The sequence below is a fragment of the Nocardiopsis sp. NPDC055879 genome, from assembly GCF_053615935.1.
Genome location: NZ_JBSHCT010000032.1, coordinates 2,263 through 20,112, shown reverse-complemented (window position 1 = coordinate 20,112; position 17,850 = coordinate 2,263). Strand labels below are relative to the sequence as shown.

Annotated in this window: 16 protein-coding genes and 1 tRNA gene; 12 read left to right on the top strand and 5 right to left on the bottom strand. The window is 69.5% G+C overall.

The annotated features are described in order from the left end of the window. Nucleotides 1-206 precede the first annotated feature (206 nt). Nucleotides 207-289: transfer RNA gene (locus ACWGKS_RS26840), tRNA-Leu, on the top strand. A gap of 675 nt (nt 290-964) precedes the next feature. On the opposite strand, the gene ACWGKS_RS26835 is transcribed toward ACWGKS_RS26840, so the two are convergent. Then, entirely contained in the window at nt 965-3,391 is a 2,427-nt protein-coding gene (locus tag ACWGKS_RS26835; protein ID WP_452524442.1) for a beta-xylosidase/alpha-l-arabinosidase, read from the bottom strand. 308 nt (nt 3,392-3,699) lie between these two features. Further along, entirely contained in the window at nt 3,700-4,266 is a 567-nt protein-coding gene (locus tag ACWGKS_RS26830) for an SSI family serine proteinase inhibitor (protein ID WP_358511178.1), read from the bottom strand. A 78-nt stretch (nt 4,267-4,344) separates the two neighbouring features. Here ACWGKS_RS26830 and ACWGKS_RS26825 point away from each other — a divergent pair, with 78 nt between their 5' ends. From ACWGKS_RS26825 to pheA, 7 genes are all read left to right on the top strand, one after another. Continuing rightward, nucleotides 4,345-4,677 carry a rhodanese-like domain-containing protein gene (locus tag ACWGKS_RS26825; RefSeq protein ID WP_358511175.1) on the top strand — a complete coding sequence of 111 codons (333 nt, stop codon included), beginning with the start codon at nt 4,345-4,347 and terminating at the stop codon, nt 4,675-4,677. A gap of 67 nt (nt 4,678-4,744) precedes the next feature. Next, nucleotides 4,745-6,670, top strand: coding sequence for a PAS domain S-box protein (locus ACWGKS_RS26820; protein ID WP_358511172.1), 1,926 nt, complete (start codon nt 4,745-4,747; stop codon nt 6,668-6,670). 222 nt (nt 6,671-6,892) lie between these two features. After that, nucleotides 6,893-7,498: an ATP-binding protein gene (locus ACWGKS_RS26815; RefSeq protein ID WP_358511170.1), complete on the top strand. Its 606-nt coding sequence runs from the start codon at nt 6,893-6,895 to the stop codon at nt 7,496-7,498. Between the two features lie 120 nt (nt 7,499-7,618). Beyond that, nucleotides 7,619-7,975, top strand: a complete 357-nt coding sequence (locus ACWGKS_RS26810; protein ID WP_358511167.1) for an STAS domain-containing protein — start codon at nt 7,619-7,621, stop codon at nt 7,973-7,975. Between the two features lie 5 nt (nt 7,976-7,980). Then, the gene (locus ACWGKS_RS26805) at nt 7,981-8,829 is read left to right on the top strand and encodes a glycosyltransferase family 2 protein (RefSeq protein WP_358511164.1); all 849 of its coding nucleotides are present in this window, start codon (nt 7,981-7,983) and stop codon (nt 8,827-8,829) included. Nucleotides 8,830-8,871: 42 nt separating this feature from the next. Beyond that, on the top strand, nt 8,872-9,483 hold the full coding sequence (locus ACWGKS_RS26800) for a DUF4446 family protein (protein ID WP_358511161.1): 612 nt from the start codon (nt 8,872-8,874) through the stop codon (nt 9,481-9,483). A 38-nt stretch (nt 9,484-9,521) separates the two neighbouring features. Continuing rightward, nucleotides 9,522-10,469, top strand: coding sequence for a prephenate dehydratase (gene pheA, locus ACWGKS_RS26795; RefSeq protein ID WP_358511158.1), 948 nt, complete (start codon nt 9,522-9,524; stop codon nt 10,467-10,469). Between the two features lie 37 nt (nt 10,470-10,506). Here pheA and ACWGKS_RS26790 read toward each other — a convergent pair whose 3' ends face one another. Continuing rightward, on the bottom strand, nt 10,507-10,677 hold the full coding sequence (locus ACWGKS_RS26790) for a hypothetical protein (RefSeq protein WP_190318449.1): 171 nt from the start codon (nt 10,675-10,677) through the stop codon (nt 10,507-10,509). Between the two features lie 145 nt (nt 10,678-10,822). On the opposite strand from ACWGKS_RS26790, the gene serS reads away from it, so the two are divergent. Continuing rightward, entirely contained in the window at nt 10,823-12,106 is a 1,284-nt protein-coding gene (serS, locus tag ACWGKS_RS26785; protein ID WP_358511155.1) for a serine--tRNA ligase, read from the top strand. Between the two features lie 98 nt (nt 12,107-12,204). Here the strand turns inward: serS and ACWGKS_RS26780 are convergent, their stop codons facing one another. Both ACWGKS_RS26780 and ACWGKS_RS26775 read right to left on the bottom strand, forming a co-directional pair. Then, nucleotides 12,205-12,756 (bottom strand): bacterial proteasome activator family protein, encoded by a 552-nt coding sequence (locus tag ACWGKS_RS26780; protein ID WP_358511152.1) that lies wholly within the window; start codon nt 12,754-12,756, stop codon nt 12,205-12,207. A gap of 33 nt (nt 12,757-12,789) precedes the next feature. Next, complete coding sequence (locus ACWGKS_RS26775) at nt 12,790-13,758, bottom strand: NAD(P)H-quinone oxidoreductase (protein WP_358511149.1); 969 nt, start codon at nt 13,756-13,758, stop codon at nt 12,790-12,792. A 184-nt stretch (nt 13,759-13,942) separates the two neighbouring features. Here ACWGKS_RS26775 and ACWGKS_RS26770 point away from each other — a divergent pair, with 184 nt between their 5' ends. From ACWGKS_RS26770 to ACWGKS_RS26760, 3 genes are all read left to right on the top strand, one after another. Next, a complete protein-coding gene (locus tag ACWGKS_RS26770) occupies nt 13,943-15,652 on the top strand; it encodes a MinD/ParA family ATP-binding protein (protein WP_358511146.1) in 1,710 nt (569 codons plus the stop codon). An 86-nt stretch (nt 15,653-15,738) separates the two neighbouring features. Continuing rightward, on the top strand, nt 15,739-16,656 hold the full coding sequence (locus ACWGKS_RS26765; RefSeq protein ID WP_358511143.1) for a universal stress protein: 918 nt from the start codon (nt 15,739-15,741) through the stop codon (nt 16,654-16,656). Between the two features lie 90 nt (nt 16,657-16,746). Continuing rightward, nucleotides 16,747-17,667, top strand: coding sequence for a universal stress protein (locus tag ACWGKS_RS26760; RefSeq protein ID WP_358511140.1), 921 nt, complete (start codon nt 16,747-16,749; stop codon nt 17,665-17,667). The last annotated feature ends 183 nt before the right edge of the window (nt 17,668-17,850 follow it).

The window sequence follows — 17,850 nt, the reverse complement described above, 5'->3', positions numbered from 1 at the left end:
CCACTCCGTATGTGTAGACGATCGTAACCGGGCCGGGGCGCCCCTGGTCTCAGGTGCACCCCCGGCAGCGGTGTCGAACGGCCACGATCGGGGCCGTCCACAAACGATGTGCGAGCCGCCTCCAGCCCGTGCTAGTCTTTTTCTTGTCGCCAGGACGAACCGGAATAACACCGGATCACCTGGCACTATAATTGGATAAGTCACTCGGGCGGGTGGCGGAACGGTAGACGCGCACGGTTCAGGTCCGTGTGTCCGAAAGGATGTGAGGGTTCAAATCCCTCCTCGCCCACTCAACTCTAGACGACCCTGGTCGCAAGCTGCGCTTGCTCCCAGGGTCGTTTTCGTTGTGTCCTCTGTGGGGCGACCCCCAGACCCCCGGGACGACCTTGGTCGCAAGCTGTGCTTGCTCCCAGGGTCGTTTTCGTTGTGTCCTCTGTGGGGCGACCCCCAGACCCCCGGGACGACCCTGGTCGTCGGCCTCCGGCCGACTTCCGGGGTCGGCTTTGTTGTGTCCTCCGGGGGTGTGAGCCCCTGTACCTCGCGGTGCGCCGCTCGGTCGCGGCCCTTGGCCGGCACCTCTCGTCGCGCGACACCTGATGGCGTCGATGGTGCTCATGGGGGCTCTTTTCGGGTGGGCCGTAATGGGGGACAAGCGGTAGCAACGATCTTGGATCGTTAGGTTCGGGGCAACCCGCCCTCCGGGGCCGGAACCGGTCACGGTGTGGGGCCGAGGTGGTGTCGTCGAGGTCCCGGGTTCGGAGATCACCGCACATGCCTGTTCTGGATCCCTTTGTGGTGGTGAGCGCTGGGGAGTCCGATAAGTGGTCTCCATCACTCTGGGAAAGTGCGTTCGGATGCCTCTGAGCGTCCTCGGACGAGGCGGTGCGCGGTGGGGGAACCCCCGGAACCCCCGTCCTCGACGAACCGGTCGTAGGCCTAAAGGCGCGAGACGGGGGTTCCCTCCTCAGGTGCGTGGCGTCCGGCCCAGGAGCGGTTCCACGTGGGTGTCGCAGACGAGTCGACGCCGGTGGTCGACCACCCGGGTGGGGCCGGTGAGCCGTACACGTACGGTGTGCCGAACGTCGGCGCTGGAGGCGGCCAGATCGAGGACGAGTTCCCCTGAGTCGACGATGCGTCGCAGGTCAAGACCGGTGTAGGCGGCCAGGTCGGCGGGGACGCTGAAGCGCACCATCGACCCCTGTCCGGGTTCGAGGTCGACTCGGGCGTAGCCGATCAGGCGGCGCACCGGCTGCGTCACCTGGGCGACCGGGTCGGACAGGTACAGCTGCACGACCTCGGAACCGGTTCGGGAACCGGTGTTGTGGACGGTGCAGCCGACGGTCACCTCGCCGTCGGTGGCGACTTCGATCGCGGTTTCCGTGGCCGGAGCGCCCTCGACCTCGGGGGCGCTCCACTCGAAGTCCGTGTAAGACAGGCCGTGCCCGAAGGGGTGGCGCGGGGTGGGATCGACCGAACTCACCTGGCTCTTCCCGGCCAGCGGTGCCCCCAGGTAGGTGGCGGGCTGGCCGCCCGGGTGCCGAGGGATCGACACGGGCAGGCGCCCACCGGGCTCGACCCGACCGGAGAGCACACCGGCGAGCGCGGGACCGCCCTCTTCCCCGGGAAGGAACGTCTGGACGACGGCGGCCAAGCGGTCGGCCGCCGGCCCCAGCACGTACGGGCGACCGCTCGACACCACCGCCACCACCGGGGTTCCGGTGTCGACGAGTGCTTCCAGGAGATCCTGCTGGACCCCGGGCAGACGCAGGTCGGTGGCGTCGCAGCCCTCTCCGGAGGTGCCGCGGCCGAACAGGTCGGAGCGGTCTCCGAGGGCGACCACGCACACGCGCGCGGAGCGGGCCGCCTCCGTCGCCGCGTCGAACCCGCCCACCGAGTCGCCGTCCACCGAGCAGCCCTCGGCGTGGGTGATCCGGTGCCCGGGCAGCTCGTCGCGAAGCGCCGACACCAGAGTGGGGATGGCGACCCCGGTCTCAGTACCGGGGTGGCGGCGTCCCACGTGGGCGGGGAAGGAGTAGCAGCCCAGCATGGCGTCCTCGGTGTCCGCGAGCGGGCCGATCAGCGCCACGTCCGCGACGCCGTTGTCTCCGGCGTCCGGCAACGGCAGGGCGGCGCCGGAGTTGTCGAGCAGCACCACGGACCGCTCCGCGAGCCGGCGGGCCAGCGCGCGGTGTTCGGTCGGGTCCAGATCGATGCCCGCGTCCTCGTCACCCTCCGGGGACCAACCCGGATCGAGCATGCCCAGCTCGCACTTTTGGCGCAGGACCCTTCGGACGGCCCGGTCCACGGTCGCCTCGGGGACGCGGCCGGCGCGGACCTCCTCGACCAACAGGTCCCCGTAGCAGTGGACGGTGGGCAGTTCGACGTCCACGCCCGCCGACAGGGCCAAGGCGCCCGCGTGCGCCGGGGACTCGGCGATCCCGTGCAGCTTGTGCAGGAAGTCGACCCCGAAGTAGTCGGCGACCACGGTCCCCTCGAAACCCCAGGTGTCCCGAAGGAGCCCGGTGAGCAGGCCCTCGTCCGCGGCGGCCGGCAGCCCGTCGTTGTCGTTGTAGGCGTGCATCACCGATCGGGCCCCGCCGTCGCGGACCGCCATCTCGAACGGCGGCAGGATGACGTCGGCGAACTCGCGGGGGCCGATGGAGACCGGTGCCAGGTTGCGGCCCGAACGGGACGCCGAGTAGCCGGCGAAGTGCTTGAGGGTGGCCACGATCCCGCTGGACTGGAGCCCGCGGACGTAGGCGGTGGCGACCGTGCCGACCAGGTGGGGGTCCTCGCCGATGGTCTCCTCGGTACGGCCCCAACGGGTGTCGCGGACCACGTCCAACACGGGGGCCAGTCCCTGGTGGGCGCCGACCGCGCGCATGCTCCGGCCGATCTGCGCGGCCATCCGTTCGACCAACGGTGGGTCGAAGGAGGCGCCCCAGGCCAGGGGCACGGGGTAGATCGTCGCGGTCCAGGCGGCGAATCCGGCCAGGCACTCCTCGTGGGCCACGGCCGGGATGCCGAAGCGGTTGGCGGCCATGATCTCGCGTTGGCTGCGGGCCAGGGAGGCGCGGCCCTCGGTGGGGTCGACCGGGACGGTGCCGAACGGCCGGGTGAGCTGGCCGAGCCCGTCCTTGACGACCTCGTCCCAGGCGGGGGGTTCCTGGGACATGTCGTGTTGGTGCGGGGCGACGGGTCCGCCGCCGGAGCTCGCCTGGACCCACACTCCGTACAGCTGGGAGACCTTCTCCTCGATGGTCATCGCGGACAAGAGCGACTCCACGCGCTCGTCGGTCGTCGCGGTGGGGTCCTGCCAGTGCTGGCCGGCCGTCACCGGGGGTGTGTCGGTGGGGCGAGCGGATGACCTGGTCAAGGAGTGCCTTTCCATGGTGGGGACACGGGGTACGCCGGGGTGGCCGGCATGCTCCGAAAGTTTCGTAAATTTTCGCGAAACTTGTTGCCGGTGAATGTACGTTCACGTCCCCGCAGGGTCAACCCCCTTCGGAGGTGCGGGTCACCCTTTTCTGAGAGGCCCCACCCGTCAAGCGCCATCGAAGGTGGGTGAGGCGAGGCCCGGGGAAAGCCGGGCCCGACGGGTTTCCGAAACTTTCGGCCAGGAGAAACGACGCATGGAAAAGGGGCGGACCGGTGGTCGGTCCGCCCCTCGGGGCCTCGGGGCCCTCGGATCGGTGGGGGTCAGTGAGTGATGACGGCCTCGACGTCGCCGAAGCGTTCGATCTCACAACCGTTGCGCTTGTTGAACTCGGTGTCGATCTCGGTGTCCTCGACGTGACCGGTCACCCGGGCCTCTTCGGGGCCACCGATCTGCATCGTGCACGCCATGTCGGAGGTGTCCATGGTGAACGGTTCGGTACCGATCTCGTCGATCGCGGCGCAGGCGGCCTCGGGGTCGGGGTGGTCACCCCCGACGGGCGCGCAGGTCAGTGTCCACGTGCCCTCCTCGAAACCCTCCTGGACGGGCATGCCGTCCTCACCGGACACCGAGGTCTCGATCACGAGCTCCACGGCGGCATCGCCACCGTCGGTATCCTCGGCGTCCTCGGCGTCCTCGGAGTTCTCGGAGTCCTCCGCGTCCTCATCGTCTTCGTCGGTCTCGGTCTCGGTCTCTTCGGGGGCTTCCGCGCCGGGGGCGGGTGCTTCCACCTCGGCGGGCTCGTTGCCGCAGGCCGTGATAAGCAGGCCAAGGGCTGCGAGAGCGGCGAGGCGGGTCGGCAGGGCCGTTGCGAAGGTGTGCATACGCATACCGCTTTGACGGAGACCCGGATCACTCGGTTCCTCCGGTTCTCACATTCTTTGTACACACCTGACACAGGGGGTCACATGTTCGGTCAACAGGTCGCAGAGGTGCTGGTCGGCGAGGTGCCCGAGGGCGTCTACCTCCTCGACGTCCGCGAGGACGACGAGTGGAACGCGGGGCACGCGCCGGACGCGGTGCACATTCCGCTCGGCGCGCTGGGCGAGCGCGTCGCCGAGGTGCCCAAGGACAAGAAGGTCTACGTCGTCTGCCGCGCGGGCGGGCGTTCGGCCCAGGCCACCATGGCGCTCAACCAGGCCGGCTGGGACGCGGTGAACGTGGCCGGTGGCATGCAGGCCTGGGAGCAGGCCGGACGGGACATGGAGACCGATTCGGACAGCGAGCCCCGTGTGATCTGAGCGTCGAATCCGGACGGATTACGCAAAGGCCTGCCACTCGGAGGCTCGCGAGTGGCACTATGACGACGTGAGTTCCGAGCGCGCGCCCCTCAGCGCCGAAGCCATGCTCGCCTCTTCGGCGGACGCGGTCATCGGTATCGACGGCGAGCGCCGAGTCACCTTCTGGAATCCGGCGGCCGAACGGATGCTCGGCTGGTCCGCGGGCGAGGTGATCGGTGGCGAGCTGCCGATCGTCCCGCCGGAGTTGAGGCCCGAGCACGGCGCGGTGCTCGAACAGGTGCGCGCCGGAACCCCGTTGACCATCTTCAGCCGCAGGACGCGCCGGGACGGGACCGCCCTGGACGTGCGGGTCAGCACCGGGTGCGTGTACGACGACCAGGGTCGGCACGCCGGGTGGGTGCTGGTCCTCTACCCCCGGGAGAAGGAGTCCCAGGCGCAGACCTCGGCGATGGAACGCGCCCGCCTGGTCCGTCGGCTCACCGACGTCGTCGCCGACATCAACGCCGACCTCAGCCTCAAGTCGGTCCTGGACCGGATCACCAGCAGCCTCACCGAGCTCACCGGCGCCGACGCCGGCGGGTTCGTGCTGTTGGACGAGGACAAGGTGCGGCTGGTCAGCCTCACCCACCTGTCCGGCGAGTTGTACGGATTCAGCGCCTCGCTGGAGACCAGCCTGTTCGGTGAACTGTTGCGCAGCGGCAAGTCCGTGCTGTTGGCCAACAGCGACACCCGCAGCCTGGAGGACCTCATCTGGGCCGACCTGCCCGGACTCCACACCATCGCCCTGTGCGTGTCCAACGCCCAGGGGCGGCCCTATGGCGCGCTGTACGCCTTGTACAGCCGGCGCAAGGTCGGGCACGTGGAGCTGGAGTTGTTGGAACTCCTGGCGTCGCACGCCGGGGTGGCGATCGGCAACGCGATGGCCTACGAGGAACTCAAGTTGCAGCGGGCGCGGGAACAGGCGGTCGCGGACTCCAGCGCGGACGGGATCGCGGTGCTGGACATCAACGGCAAGGTCCGTAAGTGGAACCGCTCCGCGACCGAGCTCACCGGCTACACCTTCGAGGAGATGGAGGGCAAACACCCGCCCTTCCCCATCCCGGTGGCCCACGGTGACCCGGTCAAGCACAAGAACGAGGGCGGGCGTTGGCTGGAGATCCTCATGGCGAGGATCCCCAGCACCGACGAATGGGTGGTGGACTTTCGCGACATCACCGCGCAGAAGGCCCTGGAGGAGGAACGCGAGTTCTTCCTGGCCAGCACCGGGCACGAACTGCGGACCCCGGTCACGGTCATCCAGGGGTACGCGGCGATGCTGTCCCGCAAGGGCGAACGGCTGGGACCGGCCGGGCGCCAGGAGGCCAGCGAGATCATCCTCGACCGGGCACGTGCCCTGGCCAAGCTGGTGGAGCGGCTGCGGCTGGGCTCGGACGTGGCCAGCGGCGAGATGACCCTGGACCGGGTCCCGTTCGACCTGGTGGAACTGCTCGGCCAGTCCGTGGCGGCGTTCCGCCCGTTGGCCGAGAGCCAGGAACTGGTGTTGGACTCGGAGGGCCCGCTGTGCACCGTGGGAGATCCCCTGGTCACCGGCATGGTCATGGACCAGCTGTTGGAGAACGCGCTGAAGTTCTCGCCCGATGGCGGCCTGGTGCGGGTCCACGTGGACGTCGACGAGGACACGCTCACGATCCACGTGGACGACGAGGGCATCGGCATCGACCCCGGTGACGAGGAACAGATCTTCGAGCGGTTCTTCCAGAGTGGGGAGCGGGGCGATCGGCGAGGCTACGGCGGGCTCGGTATCGGTCTGTACATCGTGCGCCAGCTGGTCCGGGAACAGGGTGGTGAGGTCACCGCGCACCGGTTGACCAAGGGCACCCGGATGCGGATCACCGTGCCCAGGCATAGGGGCGAGGACCCCGGCCCGGACGTGGTCCTGTCCGAATCCCATGTCACGGGGGAGGGCGGAGGGGTGCCCTCTGCCCGCGCCTAGAACCCATGGGCCCCAGTGGTCTCAGGAAACCCGAGAAACCCTGGAATTCAGATGATGAGGGGGCCGAACGCATCGTCGAGGGGCCACGTGTGCGTAGTTTCACCTCGGGGTTGGTTTCCTCCCCGGGTGTTCGGGGCATTTCCACCCCTGGTGGAATTCGCCGTCATACAACGGTCGGGTTCCGGGCCGGCTGATAAGCACGAACGCGCAGGGACGAAAGCCGTGACAGGAGACCACACCTCACTCGACGCCGAGGACCCCCAGAATCCTCGAAAGGTCGAGCGAAGCGTCACTCTTCCCTACGTTCCCGAAAGTGTCACCGACGCCAGACACGACCTTTGCGCGGATCTGCGATCCCTACGGATCCGCGATTCCCTGGTCGACGACGCCGCCTTGATCCTCAGCGAGCTGGTCGGCAACGCGCTCCGTCACGCCGGCCCCCTGCCCGACGACACGGTCGGTGTCTCCTGGCGGTTGGCGGTGGACAAGGAGGCCTCCGGCGCCCGGCTGGAGATCGCGGTCCGCGACGGGGGGTCGACCACCATGCCGAGAGTGTCCCGTCCCTCGATCTCCGGGTTGGGCGGCCGTGGCCTGGGCATCGTCCAGACCCTGGCCGGACGTTGGGGCACCGAGATGGACGAGACCACGACCACGGTCTGGGCGGTCCTGGACATCACCGCCGACGACCTGCCGAGCGATGACGACGACGCCGTGACCGATTCACCCCTCTCCCTCCTGGAGCGGGCACGTCGTGACCAAGACCGAGGCGTCGTCGAACTCGATCTGGACGGCCACCATGACGAACCGGCTTGGGGGGCCCTGCTCTGACCGGCTTCACTCCTGCTTCCGTCCCTGGTCACGGCCTCAGGAACGGATGAACCTGACTGATGGCGCGAAACGCCGTCGGCGAGGTGGCCCGGCTCTGTCATGGGCGCTACAGTCACGACTGTGGAGTTGAAGATATCGAGCCGGTCTCAAGATGACGTCGTGGTGGTAACCGTTGGCGGTGAGATCGACCTGTACACGGCACCCCAGTTGCGCGACGAGCTCGTCGGTTCCCTTGATGAAGGGACACGACGGCTGCTCGTGGACATGTCACGGACGGAGTTCTGCGACTCGACCGGGATCAGCGTCCTGCTCGCGGCGATGAAGCGCGCCCGTGAGAAGGGCGGCGACCTGGAGATCGTGGCGCCCCGGCCCGCGGTCATGAAGGTCCTCGAAGTCACCGGGCTGCACGAGGTCTTCACCATTCACTCCGACCTCGACGTGTTGCCGGTGGCCGCGGGAACCGGCACGGCACAGTAGCGGCCATGCCCCAGGAGCCGTACCGGCCCGGAGAGGCGGCCGGTGCGTCCGTCGCGGTGGTGATTCCCGCGAAGAACGAGGCCGAGCGCATCGGAGCGACCGTCGGCGCCGCGCGCGGGCTGCCCGGAGTGGACCTGGTCGTCGTGGTCGACGACGGGTCGACGGACGACACCGTGGCCCTGGCCCTGGACGCCGGGGCCCGCGTGTTCCGGCACGGCCGCAACCGCGGCAAGGGCGCCGCCATGGAGACCGGGGCGGAGGGGATCCGCCTGGTGGAGGAACACGAGGCGGCGTCGGGAACCGCTTACCCACCGCGCCACCTGCTGTTCCTCGACGCGGACCTCGCCCACAGCGCCCAGGGCGCCGCCCCGTTGGTGACACCGGTGCTGGAGGGCGTCGCGGACATGACCGTCGCCCTCTTCCCCGCCACTCGTCTACGCCTGGGCGGCCACGGGTTCGTGGTCAGCCTGGCCCGGGGCGGGGTCCACAAGGCCACCGGTTGGGAACCGGAGCAGCCGTTGAACGGACAGCGCTGCTTGACCCGCTCGGCATTCGAGGCGGCGCGACCACTGGCCCAGGGATTCGGTGTGGAGACCGGGCTGAGCATCGACGTCCTGCGCGCCGGCTTCCGTGTGGTGGAGGTCGAGGTGCCCCTGGAGCACCGGGCGACCGGCACGGACCTGCGGGCCCAGATGCACCGGGCGCACCAGTTCGTGGACGTGGCCAGGGCGTTGACCTCCCGGGAGCTGCGTCCGGCCCTGCACCGGACGTGGGGACGCACGGTCGATGGTGTGCAGGCCACTGGTCGGGAAATACCTCGGAAAATCGGGCAGATTGCTCGCAAAAAACGCTAAGAGTAACCACATGGGTGCTATGCGTGGCGATACGCTCGCGCTGTGTTCACTACCATCTTGGCTCTCATCGGACTGCTCATCGGACTGGTCGGCCTCACCGTCGGCGGCTACGCGTTGTTTCGGGCCCGCGAGGCCCAAGACGAGTACCGGACCCTGGCCAAACGCGCGCTCGCCGTCAACGCCACCGATTCGGACCCGTGCACCATCCGCGACATCGCGGTGCTGCACTACGACGCCCTGGAGGAGATGACGGGCGCGCGCTCCTTCTCATTGGCCCTGCTCAACAGCCACGGCGACGGTGTGGTGGTCACCTCCATAAACGGGCGTACCGAGACCCGTACCTACGCCAAGGTCGTCACCCGAGGCGAGTCCGAGGACCGGCTCAGCCCCGAGGAGTGCCAGGTGATCCGGTCCGCGCGACTCGGCGACGGGATCGGCGCGACATCACCCGGGTCGGCACGGGCAGAAGACGACACCGTACTCGTGGAATCGGAGAAGGACCTGGTCACCGTGGTGTCCGGACCCGAGAGGGAGACCGAGGCGGGGGAGGGGACCGAGTCGTGCGTCGACGGCGCCGACGAGGCGCGCGCCCCGGAACCCAGGGATCCGGACTCCGAGACGGCGGAACCCGTGACCCCCGACTTCCGGAACTGATCCCACCCGGCCCACACGTCCCGTATAGCCTGAACAGCATGCCCAACCGTTACGCCTACCTCGGCCCCGAGGGCACCTTCACCGAGGCCGCCCTACGCGCGCTGCGTCCCGACGCGCCCGCGGAAGCCCGCGTTCCCTGCGATGGAGTGGCCGCGGTCTTCGACGCGGTCCGCGCCGGCACGGTGGACGGCGGGGTCGTGCCCTTGGAGAACTCGGTCGAGGGCGGAGTCACCACCACCATCGCCGAACTCATCAACGGCGAACCCCTGCTCATCACCGGTGAGACCGCGGTTCCGGTCGAGTTCGCGCTCTTCGCCCGACCCGGAACCGTGATCGAGGACGTCAAGCGGGTGGCCACCCATCCCCACGCCCTCGCGCAGTGCCGCGGCTGGCTCTCCCGGCACCTCCCGGACGCCGACACCCACACCGTGTCCTCCACCGCGGCCGCCGCCCGCGCCGTCTCCGAACCCGGGTCGCCCTACGAGGCCGCGATCTGCGCCGTCATCGCCGGTGAACGCTACGGGCTGCACGCACTGGCCACCGGGGTCGGCGACCGCTCCGACGCCGCCACCCGGTTCATCTACCTGTCGCGGGCCGGGGCCCTGCCCGAACCCACCGGGGCGGACCTGACCTCCCTGGTCGCCTTCATCGCCGACGACCACCCCGGCGCGCTCATCGAGGTGCTGAACCAGTTCGCCGTCCGCGGCGTCAACCTCACCCGCCTGGAGTCGCGCCCCACCGGCGACGGCCTCGGCAGCTACTGCTTCAGCATCGACGCCGAAGGACACGTCGCCGACGCCCGGGTGGGCGAAGCGCTCATGGGCATTCGCCGGGTCTGCCGTGACGTCCGGTTCCTCGGCAGCTATCCGCGCCGCAGCAAGGGCACCGAACTCGACCCGCCGATGCGGCCGCGCGCGGCCACCGACGCCGACTTCGCGGAGGCGGAGCGCTGGCTCGCCCGTGTCCGCTCCGGCGAGATCGACTGAGGCGACCACCCCACCGGCGGTCGCCCCGACCGTGCGCTCAACCGGTCTCGGAGAGGTCCTCCTCGTCGAACACCCACTCCTCGGTCGCGGCCCGACGCAGCTCCAGGTACAGCGCCAACCTCAGCGCGGTGTCCTGCGAACCCGCGTCGTCCAGCGCTTCCAGGGCTTCGGTGAGTTCCCCGGTCGTCATCTCACCCAGCGGTTTCACGACAGTCCCCCAAGCTCCGAACGCGCCGCCGGTGTCTCTCCCCGGCGGCCCTTCCTAGGAGGAAGACGGGGGAACGGGCCGTTCATGACGTGACCGCGGGGAAAAGATGTGGGGTCGGACCTGGGCGGGCGGTAACCTGCAAGGCGTGATCGACCTTCGCGCTCTTCGAGAAGACCCCGACCGACTCCGTGCATCGCAGCGGGCCCGCGGGGAGGACCCCTCCGTCGCCGACCGACTGCTCGAACTGGACGCCAGTCGCCGTTCCGCGCTGACCCGGTTCGAAACCCTGCGCGCCGAACAGAAGAGCGTGGGCAAGTCCGTCTCCAAGGCGTCCGCGGAGGAGCGCGAGGAGCTCCTGGCCAAGGCCAAGTCCCTGGCCGCCGAGGTCAAGGAGGCCGAGGCGGAGGCCGGGCGACTGGGCGACGAGCTCGACACCGTCCTGGCCCGCGTGCCCAACCTCGTGGAGGAAGGCGCCCCGGAGGGTGGCGTCGACGACTTCGTGGTCCTGGAGACCGCGGGCGAGCCCCGCGAGTTCGACTTCACCCCGCGCGACCACCTGGAACTGGGCGAGATGCTCGGCGCCATCGACATGGAGCGTGGGGCCAAGGTCTCCGGCGCCCGGTTCTACTTCCTCACCGGCGTGGGCGCCCAGCTGGAGCTGGCGCTGCTCAACATGGCGATGAACCAGGCCATCGAGGCGGGCTTCACCCCGATGATCCCCCCGGTCCTGGTCAAGCCCGAGACCATGGAGGGCACCGGGTTCCTCGGTGAGCACTCCGACGAGATCTACCACCTGCCCGAGGACGACCTGTACCTGGTCGGAACCTCGGAGGTGGCCCTGGCCGGGTACCACGGTGGGGAGATCCTGCCGGCGGACGCCCTGCCCAACCGGTACATCGGCTGGTCGTCGTGCTTCCGTCGGGAGGCCGGCTCCTACGGCAAGGACACCCGCGGCATCATCCGCGTCCACCAGTTCAACAAGGTGGAGATGTTCGTCTACACCCACCCGGACCAGGCCCACGAGGAGCACGAGCGGCTCCTGGCCTGGGAGCGACGGATGCTCGACAAGCTCGACCTGCCCTACCGCGTGGTGGACATCGCCGGTGGCGACCTGGGCACCAGCGCCGCCCGCAAGTACGACTGCGAGGCGTGGGTCCCCACCCAGGAGACCTACCGTGAGCTGACCTCCACCTCGAACTGCACCGACTTCCAGGCTCGACGTCTCAACGTCCGCTACCGGGACGAGGACGGCAAACCGCGCTTCGCCGCGACCCTCAACGGCACGTTGGCCACCACCCGGTGGATCGTCGCCATCCTGGAGAACCACCAGCGCGAGGACGGTTCCGTGGTCGTCCCCGAGGCGCTGCGCCCGTACCTGGGCAAGGACGTCCTGGAGCCGATCCAGGCGCCCAAGGGCAAGAAGAGGTAGCTCGCCCACGCTCGCACACGAACACGCGGGAGCCCGGAAGACCTCGACCGAGGTCCTCCGGGCTCCCGTTCGTTCAGGCGGAGCTCGGGGCGCGACACCTACAGGTAGGGGCCCGACCCCATGCTCGGACGGTCCTGCTCCTCACCCGGGCCACCGGGGCCCTGCGTCTGGAGACCGACCACGCCGGGCGGCAGTGCCTTGCGCATGTTCTCCAGCTGGGCACGGGCGGCCATCTGCTGGGCGACCAGGGTGGTCTGGATGCCGTGGAACAGGCCCTCCAACCAACCCACCAGCTGTGCCTGGGCGATCCGGAGCTCGGCGTCGCTGGGCGCGGCTCCGTCCGCGAAGGGCAGGGTGAGCCGTTCGAGCTCCTCGATCAGCTCCGGTGCGAGACCGTCCTCCAACTCCTTGATCGAGGAGGTGTGGATCTCCTTCAACCGGGAGCGGCTGGCCTCGTCCAACGGAGCCGCCTTCACCTCTTCCAAGAGCTGACGGATCATGCTGCCGATCCGCATGACCTTGGCGGGCTGCTCCACCATGTCCGCGAGCGAGCGCGTCTCCTCCGCGCCCTCGCCCCCCTCGTCCTCGTGATCGGCGTCCGCGCCCACCACCAGGACCCGGGGCTCCTTCTGTTCGTCTGCGTTGCTCATCGATCCCCTAGTTCGGCTGTGTTCGGCACGCGTTCAACGGGCGAGAAGGATCTTGCCGGTGTGCGCGCTCGATTCCATGACACGATGTGCCTCCGCCGCGTCCCGCAAGGGCACCGTACGGTCGATGACGGGGCGGATGGTTCCATTTTCTACCAACGGCCAAACCTGCTCCAGTACTCCCGAGACGATCTCCGCCTTCTCCGCGGCCGGGCGGGAACGGAGCGTGGTCGCCTGTACCGAGAGCCGTTTGGCCAGCATGCGGCCCAGGTCGATCTCCGAACGGCGTCCGCCCATCAGGCCGATGATCACCAGCCGGCCGTTGGTGGCCAACGAACGCAGGTTGGCGTCCAGGTACGACCCGCCCATGATGTCGAGGACGACGTCCGCTCCGCCCTCGGCGCGCAGCCGTTCGGTGAAGTCCTCGGTCCCGTAGTCGATGGTGATCTCGGCGCCCAGCTCTCGGCAGCGTGCGAGCTTCTCGTCGCTGCCCGCGGTGACGGCCACACGGGCGCCCAAGGCGCGCGCGAACTGGATCGCGAACGTGCCGATGCCGCTGCCGCCGCCGTGCACCAGGACGGTCTCGCCGGCCTTCAACCGGCCCGCCATCACCAGGTTCGACCACACGGTGCAGGCCACCTCGGGCAGCGCCGCCGCCTCCACCAGGTCCACGCCGTGCGGGATCGGTAGGAGCTGGCCGGCCGGTACCGCCACCCGTTCCGCGTAGCCGCCACCGGACAACAGGGCGCACACCCGGTCGCCCACGGACCTGCCCTCGACACCGGGGCCGACCTCGACGATGGTTCCCGAGCACTCCAGTCCGGGGTACTCGGAGGCTCCGGGCGGGGGTGCGTAGTTGCCTTGGCGTTGGGCGACGTCGGCGCGGTTGACCGCCGTGGCCGCCACGTCCACCAGGACCTCACCCTCCTTGAGGACGGGGTCTGGTACCTCTGACCAGGACAGGACCTCGGGGCCCCCGGGTTCGATGATTCGGATCGCGTGCATGGGGCGACAGTATCCATGACCGACCCGTGGAGTACATCGGAACGGTCGGAGACTGTTCAGGTGACCGGGAAGGATGCTTGGGTGGGCTCGCAGGGGTATGAGACCCCTGGAGGGCTCGATCCCGACATCTCCCCCGGGAGGGCCCCACCTCCACAGCAAGCCCCTTGACGCAGGAGAAACCCCGGTGGCACAGCACGAACACAACGGGACAGGCGCGGAGTCGGAGTCGCCGGACCGATCCGAGCCGATCCGGCGTCCCTTGGGCGCTGCGGAGGAACTCGACGAACCGGCCACCGAGTCCACCCCGGGCCCCTCCACCCCCAGCCCCCGCGAGCAGTGGTTCGGCGGGTTCGAGGGTGAGGCTCCCCCGCCCCCGCCCTACGCCCGGTTGCCCGAGGACACCCCACCGCCGTTGCCCGGGACCGCCTACGCCGCACCGGATCCAGAGGCGGAGTCGGTGGCCGGGGCCGAGGATGGGAACGACGAGGACTCCGGCGACGAGCCGGAGGAGACGAGTGGCGGCACGGTCCGGCTCATGCCCGGCATTCGCCGGAGCGGGCCGGGGGACACCCCGTGGCGGGAGGAGGAGCCCCGGATTCCGCCACGGCCCTCACGACCCGGCCGGGTCGGCCGCGAGGACCAGGACCCGCTCGGCCCCCGCCGGATACGAGGCGACTCGGACGTCCCCGAACCCGAGCAGCTCCCGCCCCTGGAAGCGGAGCGGACCGAACGGTCGGACGTGGCCTCGCCGGAGCCGGTGGAACGAACCGAACCCCTTCGGGATCGTTCCGGTCAGGTTTCGAGTGGCCGGATCGGTCCGGCCGGAACCACGGGGAGCACCGAGCCCACCGGGACGACCGAGCCCACCGGGACGACGGGGAACACCGAGGCGCGGGAACACGGTGGTGGCCTGGTCTCCCGGGGCACTTCCTCGCCCTTTCCACCATCCGAGTACGAACCCGGGGTGACCTCCGACGCGCTCAACGCCGCCACCCTGGTCCGCAACCGGCGCCAGGGGCCCACCGGGGGGTGGCGCCGCGCCGTGCACACGGCCAGCCTCGGCCTGATCAACCCGGGGGAGTCTCCCAAGGTCCTGCGCGAACGCGAACTCGTCGCCCGGGCCAGCACCCCCGTCGCCACCGGACATCACCGGGTCGCGGTGCTCAGTCTCAAGGGTGGCGTCGGCAAGACCACCACCACCGTCGCCCTCGGCGCGACCCTCGGTTCCCTGCGCGGTGACCGGGTCCTGGCCGTCGACGCCAACCCCGACCGCGGCACCCTCTCGGACAAGGTGCGGTTGGAGACCGCCGCCACCATCCGCGACCTGCTCAACGAGCGCCACCTGGTGTCGCGGTACGCCGACATCCGCGGCTTCACCTCCCAGTCGCCCAGCCGGTTGGAGATCCTCGCCTCCGACCGTGACCCCGCTGTCTCCGAGGCGTTCAGCGACGAGGACTACCGCGAGGTCGCCCGCATCGTCGAGCACTTCTACTCGATCTGCATCACCGACTGCGGCACCGGGCTGCTGCACTCGGCCATGGGCGGTGTCCTCGGCCTCGCCGACCAGGTGGTGCTGGTCAGCTCCGCTTCCGTGGATGGTGCGCGCAGCGCCAGCGCCACCCTGGACTGGCTCGAAGCGCACGGTCACGGCGCTCTCGTGGCCGGTGCCGTCGTGGTGCTGTCCATGGTGCGCTCCAACAGCAAGAGCAGCGTCGACCTCGACCGTCTGGAGGACCACTTCGCCGGACGATGCCGGTCCGTCGTGCGGGTCCCCTGGGACGGTCACCTGGAGGAGGGCGCGGAGGTCGACCTCGACCGTCTGGCCCCCGCCACCAAGGACGCCTACCTGCAACTGGCCGCTAACGTCGGTGAGGCCTTCGCCTACCACCGCTGACCCGGGGGTGTCACGACGCCCGGGCCCCTCTCCCCTGGTTTACGGGCGGGTGGGCACGACAATGGAAGGGAGGGGAAGGGGTGGACATGAACGCTCAGGAGCGCCCACCGGCGATCATCGTGGGGGTGGACGGCTCACCGGCCGCGCACGCGGCGCTGGTGTGGGCCACGGAGGTGGCCGCCAGACGAGGTGAACAACTACGGATCGTGCACGGCCTGGGCATGCCCATGGTGATGGGTGTCTTCGCCGACACCGGGTCCGAGAGGTACAAGGCCGGTGAACAGGAGCGGGAGGCCGGGCACCGACTGCTGGGCGACGCCGCCGAGTACGCGCGTGGGGCCCGTCCCTCCCTGGACGTCGCCACCGTCCTCGCACCCGAGGAGGCGCCGGCGGTCCTGTTGAACGAGGCCGCGCGTGGTGACGTCATCGTCGTCGGCTCGCGGGGATTGGGGGCGGTCCGGGCCATCATGCTCGGTTCCGTCAGCTCCCGCACGGCCTCGCACGCTCCCTGCCCGGTGGTCGTCGTGCCCGAGGCCGGGGACGAACGACATCACGGCAAGGTCGTCGTCGGTGTCGACGGCTCGGACTCCTCGCGTCGGGCCCTGCGCTTCGCCCTGCGGCACGCGCTGCTCACGGGTTCCTCCGTCGAGGTGGTCAACAGCTGGGAGGTGCCGCTGCCACAGGACGCCGAGTCCCTGGCGGCGGACGCCGAGGCGATGCACGAGGAGGTGTTCGACCGTCAGTCCGAGGAGATCGTCGCGGGCGTGCTCGCCGAGGTCGTCGACGACCAGACCGAGGACCTGGACATCTCCGCCGTTCGGATGCAGGACGACCCGGTCGAGGCGCTGACCCGTGCTTCGCGGGACGCCGACCTCATCGTCGTGGGGTCCCGTGGGCGAGGAGGGGTGCGGGGGCTCATCATGGGCTCCACGAGCCAGGGGGTCCTGCACCACGCGAAGGTCCCGGTGGCGGTCCTGCCACCACATTCGGACGAAACGGACTAATGGCTACATTTCGGGGACCTTCAGCCTGTGCCGTTCACGCATGAATTTGCTCTACTCGGTGATGATGGGCAGCAGCGCAAAGGGGGATTCATGGCAGACAACAAGGTGGTCGTCGGTGTCGACGGTTCCCACCAGTCGCAGGCCGCGCTCGAATGGGCCGCGGCCGAAGCCGTTCGTCGCGGCGTCTCACTTCACATCGTCCACGCCCTGGGGATGCCGCTGATCGTCTCGGCCTACGGGGGGCCACAGCGTTTCCAGCCGACCAACGAGATGTCCGGTCAGGCGGACGCCGTCGTCACCGCGGCCAAGGAGAAGGCCGAGGAGCTGCAGCCTTCGCTGACGGTCGAGACCGTCACCGCGCTGGAGGAGGCTCCGCTGGCGCTGATCCGGCAGAGCCACCCGCACGACCTCATCGTTCTGGGTAGTAGGGGACTCGGTTCCGTGGCCGCACTCTTCGTGGGTTCGGTCAGCGTCCGTGTCTCCGCTCAGGCGCCCTGCCCCGTCGTGGTGGTGCCGTCCGAGAACGGCAAGCCCACCAGGACCAAGCTGGAGCGCGTCGTCGTCGGTGTGGACGACTCCAAGAACGCCCGCCGCGCCCTGGGCCTGGCGGTGGAACTCACCGCCGAGACCGAGGGTGAACTGGTCGTCGTCAACAGCTGGGAGGTGCCGTTCCCGTATGACCCGGTCGCCATGTCCGCAGCGGGATACCGGCCCCAGGACGACGTCTTCGAGAAGCAGTCCGAGGCGCTCGTCGCCGAGCTACTGGCCGACGTCATGGACGACCAGTGTGAGGACGTCGACATCCAGGTCTCCGTGGTCCGGACCCAGTCCAACCCGGTGAACGCCCTCCTGGAGGCCTCCGCAGACACCAACGCCGACGCCATCGTCGTCGGTTCGCGGGGCAGGGGAAGCGTCCGAGGCCTGCTGTTGGGTTCGGTCAGTCAGGGGATCCTGCACCGCTCCAAGGTCCCGGTCGTGGTCCTGCCCAAGCACGCCGACGAAGACGATTAGTCGACAAGGGCACCTGTCCACACCGCTGGAGCGGGATAGAGTGTTCTCGGATAATGCTTCTGGTGAGCATCGCGAAGGCCCCGATCGGCAAGGTCGGGGCCTTCTGCGTTCTCCGCTAGGGGCGGGATGCTGTGCGCAACAGCGCGGCCCACTCGTTGGAAGGGAAGACCAACTGGCCGGCCT

Coding starts and splice junctions, on each gene's coding strand:
- ACWGKS_RS26760 (WP_358511140.1), top strand. CDS start 16,747: ATGGCAGACAACAAGGTGGTCGTCGGTGTCGACGGTTCCCACCAGTCG.
- ACWGKS_RS26835 (WP_452524442.1), bottom strand. CDS start 3,391: ATGGAAAGGCACTCCTTGACCAGGTCATCCGCTCGCCCCACCGACACA.
- pheA (WP_358511158.1), top strand. CDS start 9,522: ATGCCCAACCGTTACGCCTACCTCGGCCCCGAGGGCACCTTCACCGAG.
- ACWGKS_RS26765 (WP_358511143.1), top strand. CDS start 15,739: ATGAACGCTCAGGAGCGCCCACCGGCGATCATCGTGGGGGTGGACGGC.
- ACWGKS_RS26805 (WP_358511164.1), top strand. CDS start 7,981: ATGCCCCAGGAGCCGTACCGGCCCGGAGAGGCGGCCGGTGCGTCCGTC.
- ACWGKS_RS26830 (WP_358511178.1), bottom strand. CDS start 4,266: ATGCGTATGCACACCTTCGCAACGGCCCTGCCGACCCGCCTCGCCGCT.
- ACWGKS_RS26825 (WP_358511175.1), top strand. CDS start 4,345: ATGTTCGGTCAACAGGTCGCAGAGGTGCTGGTCGGCGAGGTGCCCGAG.
- ACWGKS_RS26780 (WP_358511152.1), bottom strand. CDS start 12,756: ATGAGCAACGCAGACGAACAGAAGGAGCCCCGGGTCCTGGTGGTGGGC.
- ACWGKS_RS26775 (WP_358511149.1), bottom strand. CDS start 13,758: ATGCACGCGATCCGAATCATCGAACCCGGGGGCCCCGAGGTCCTGTCC.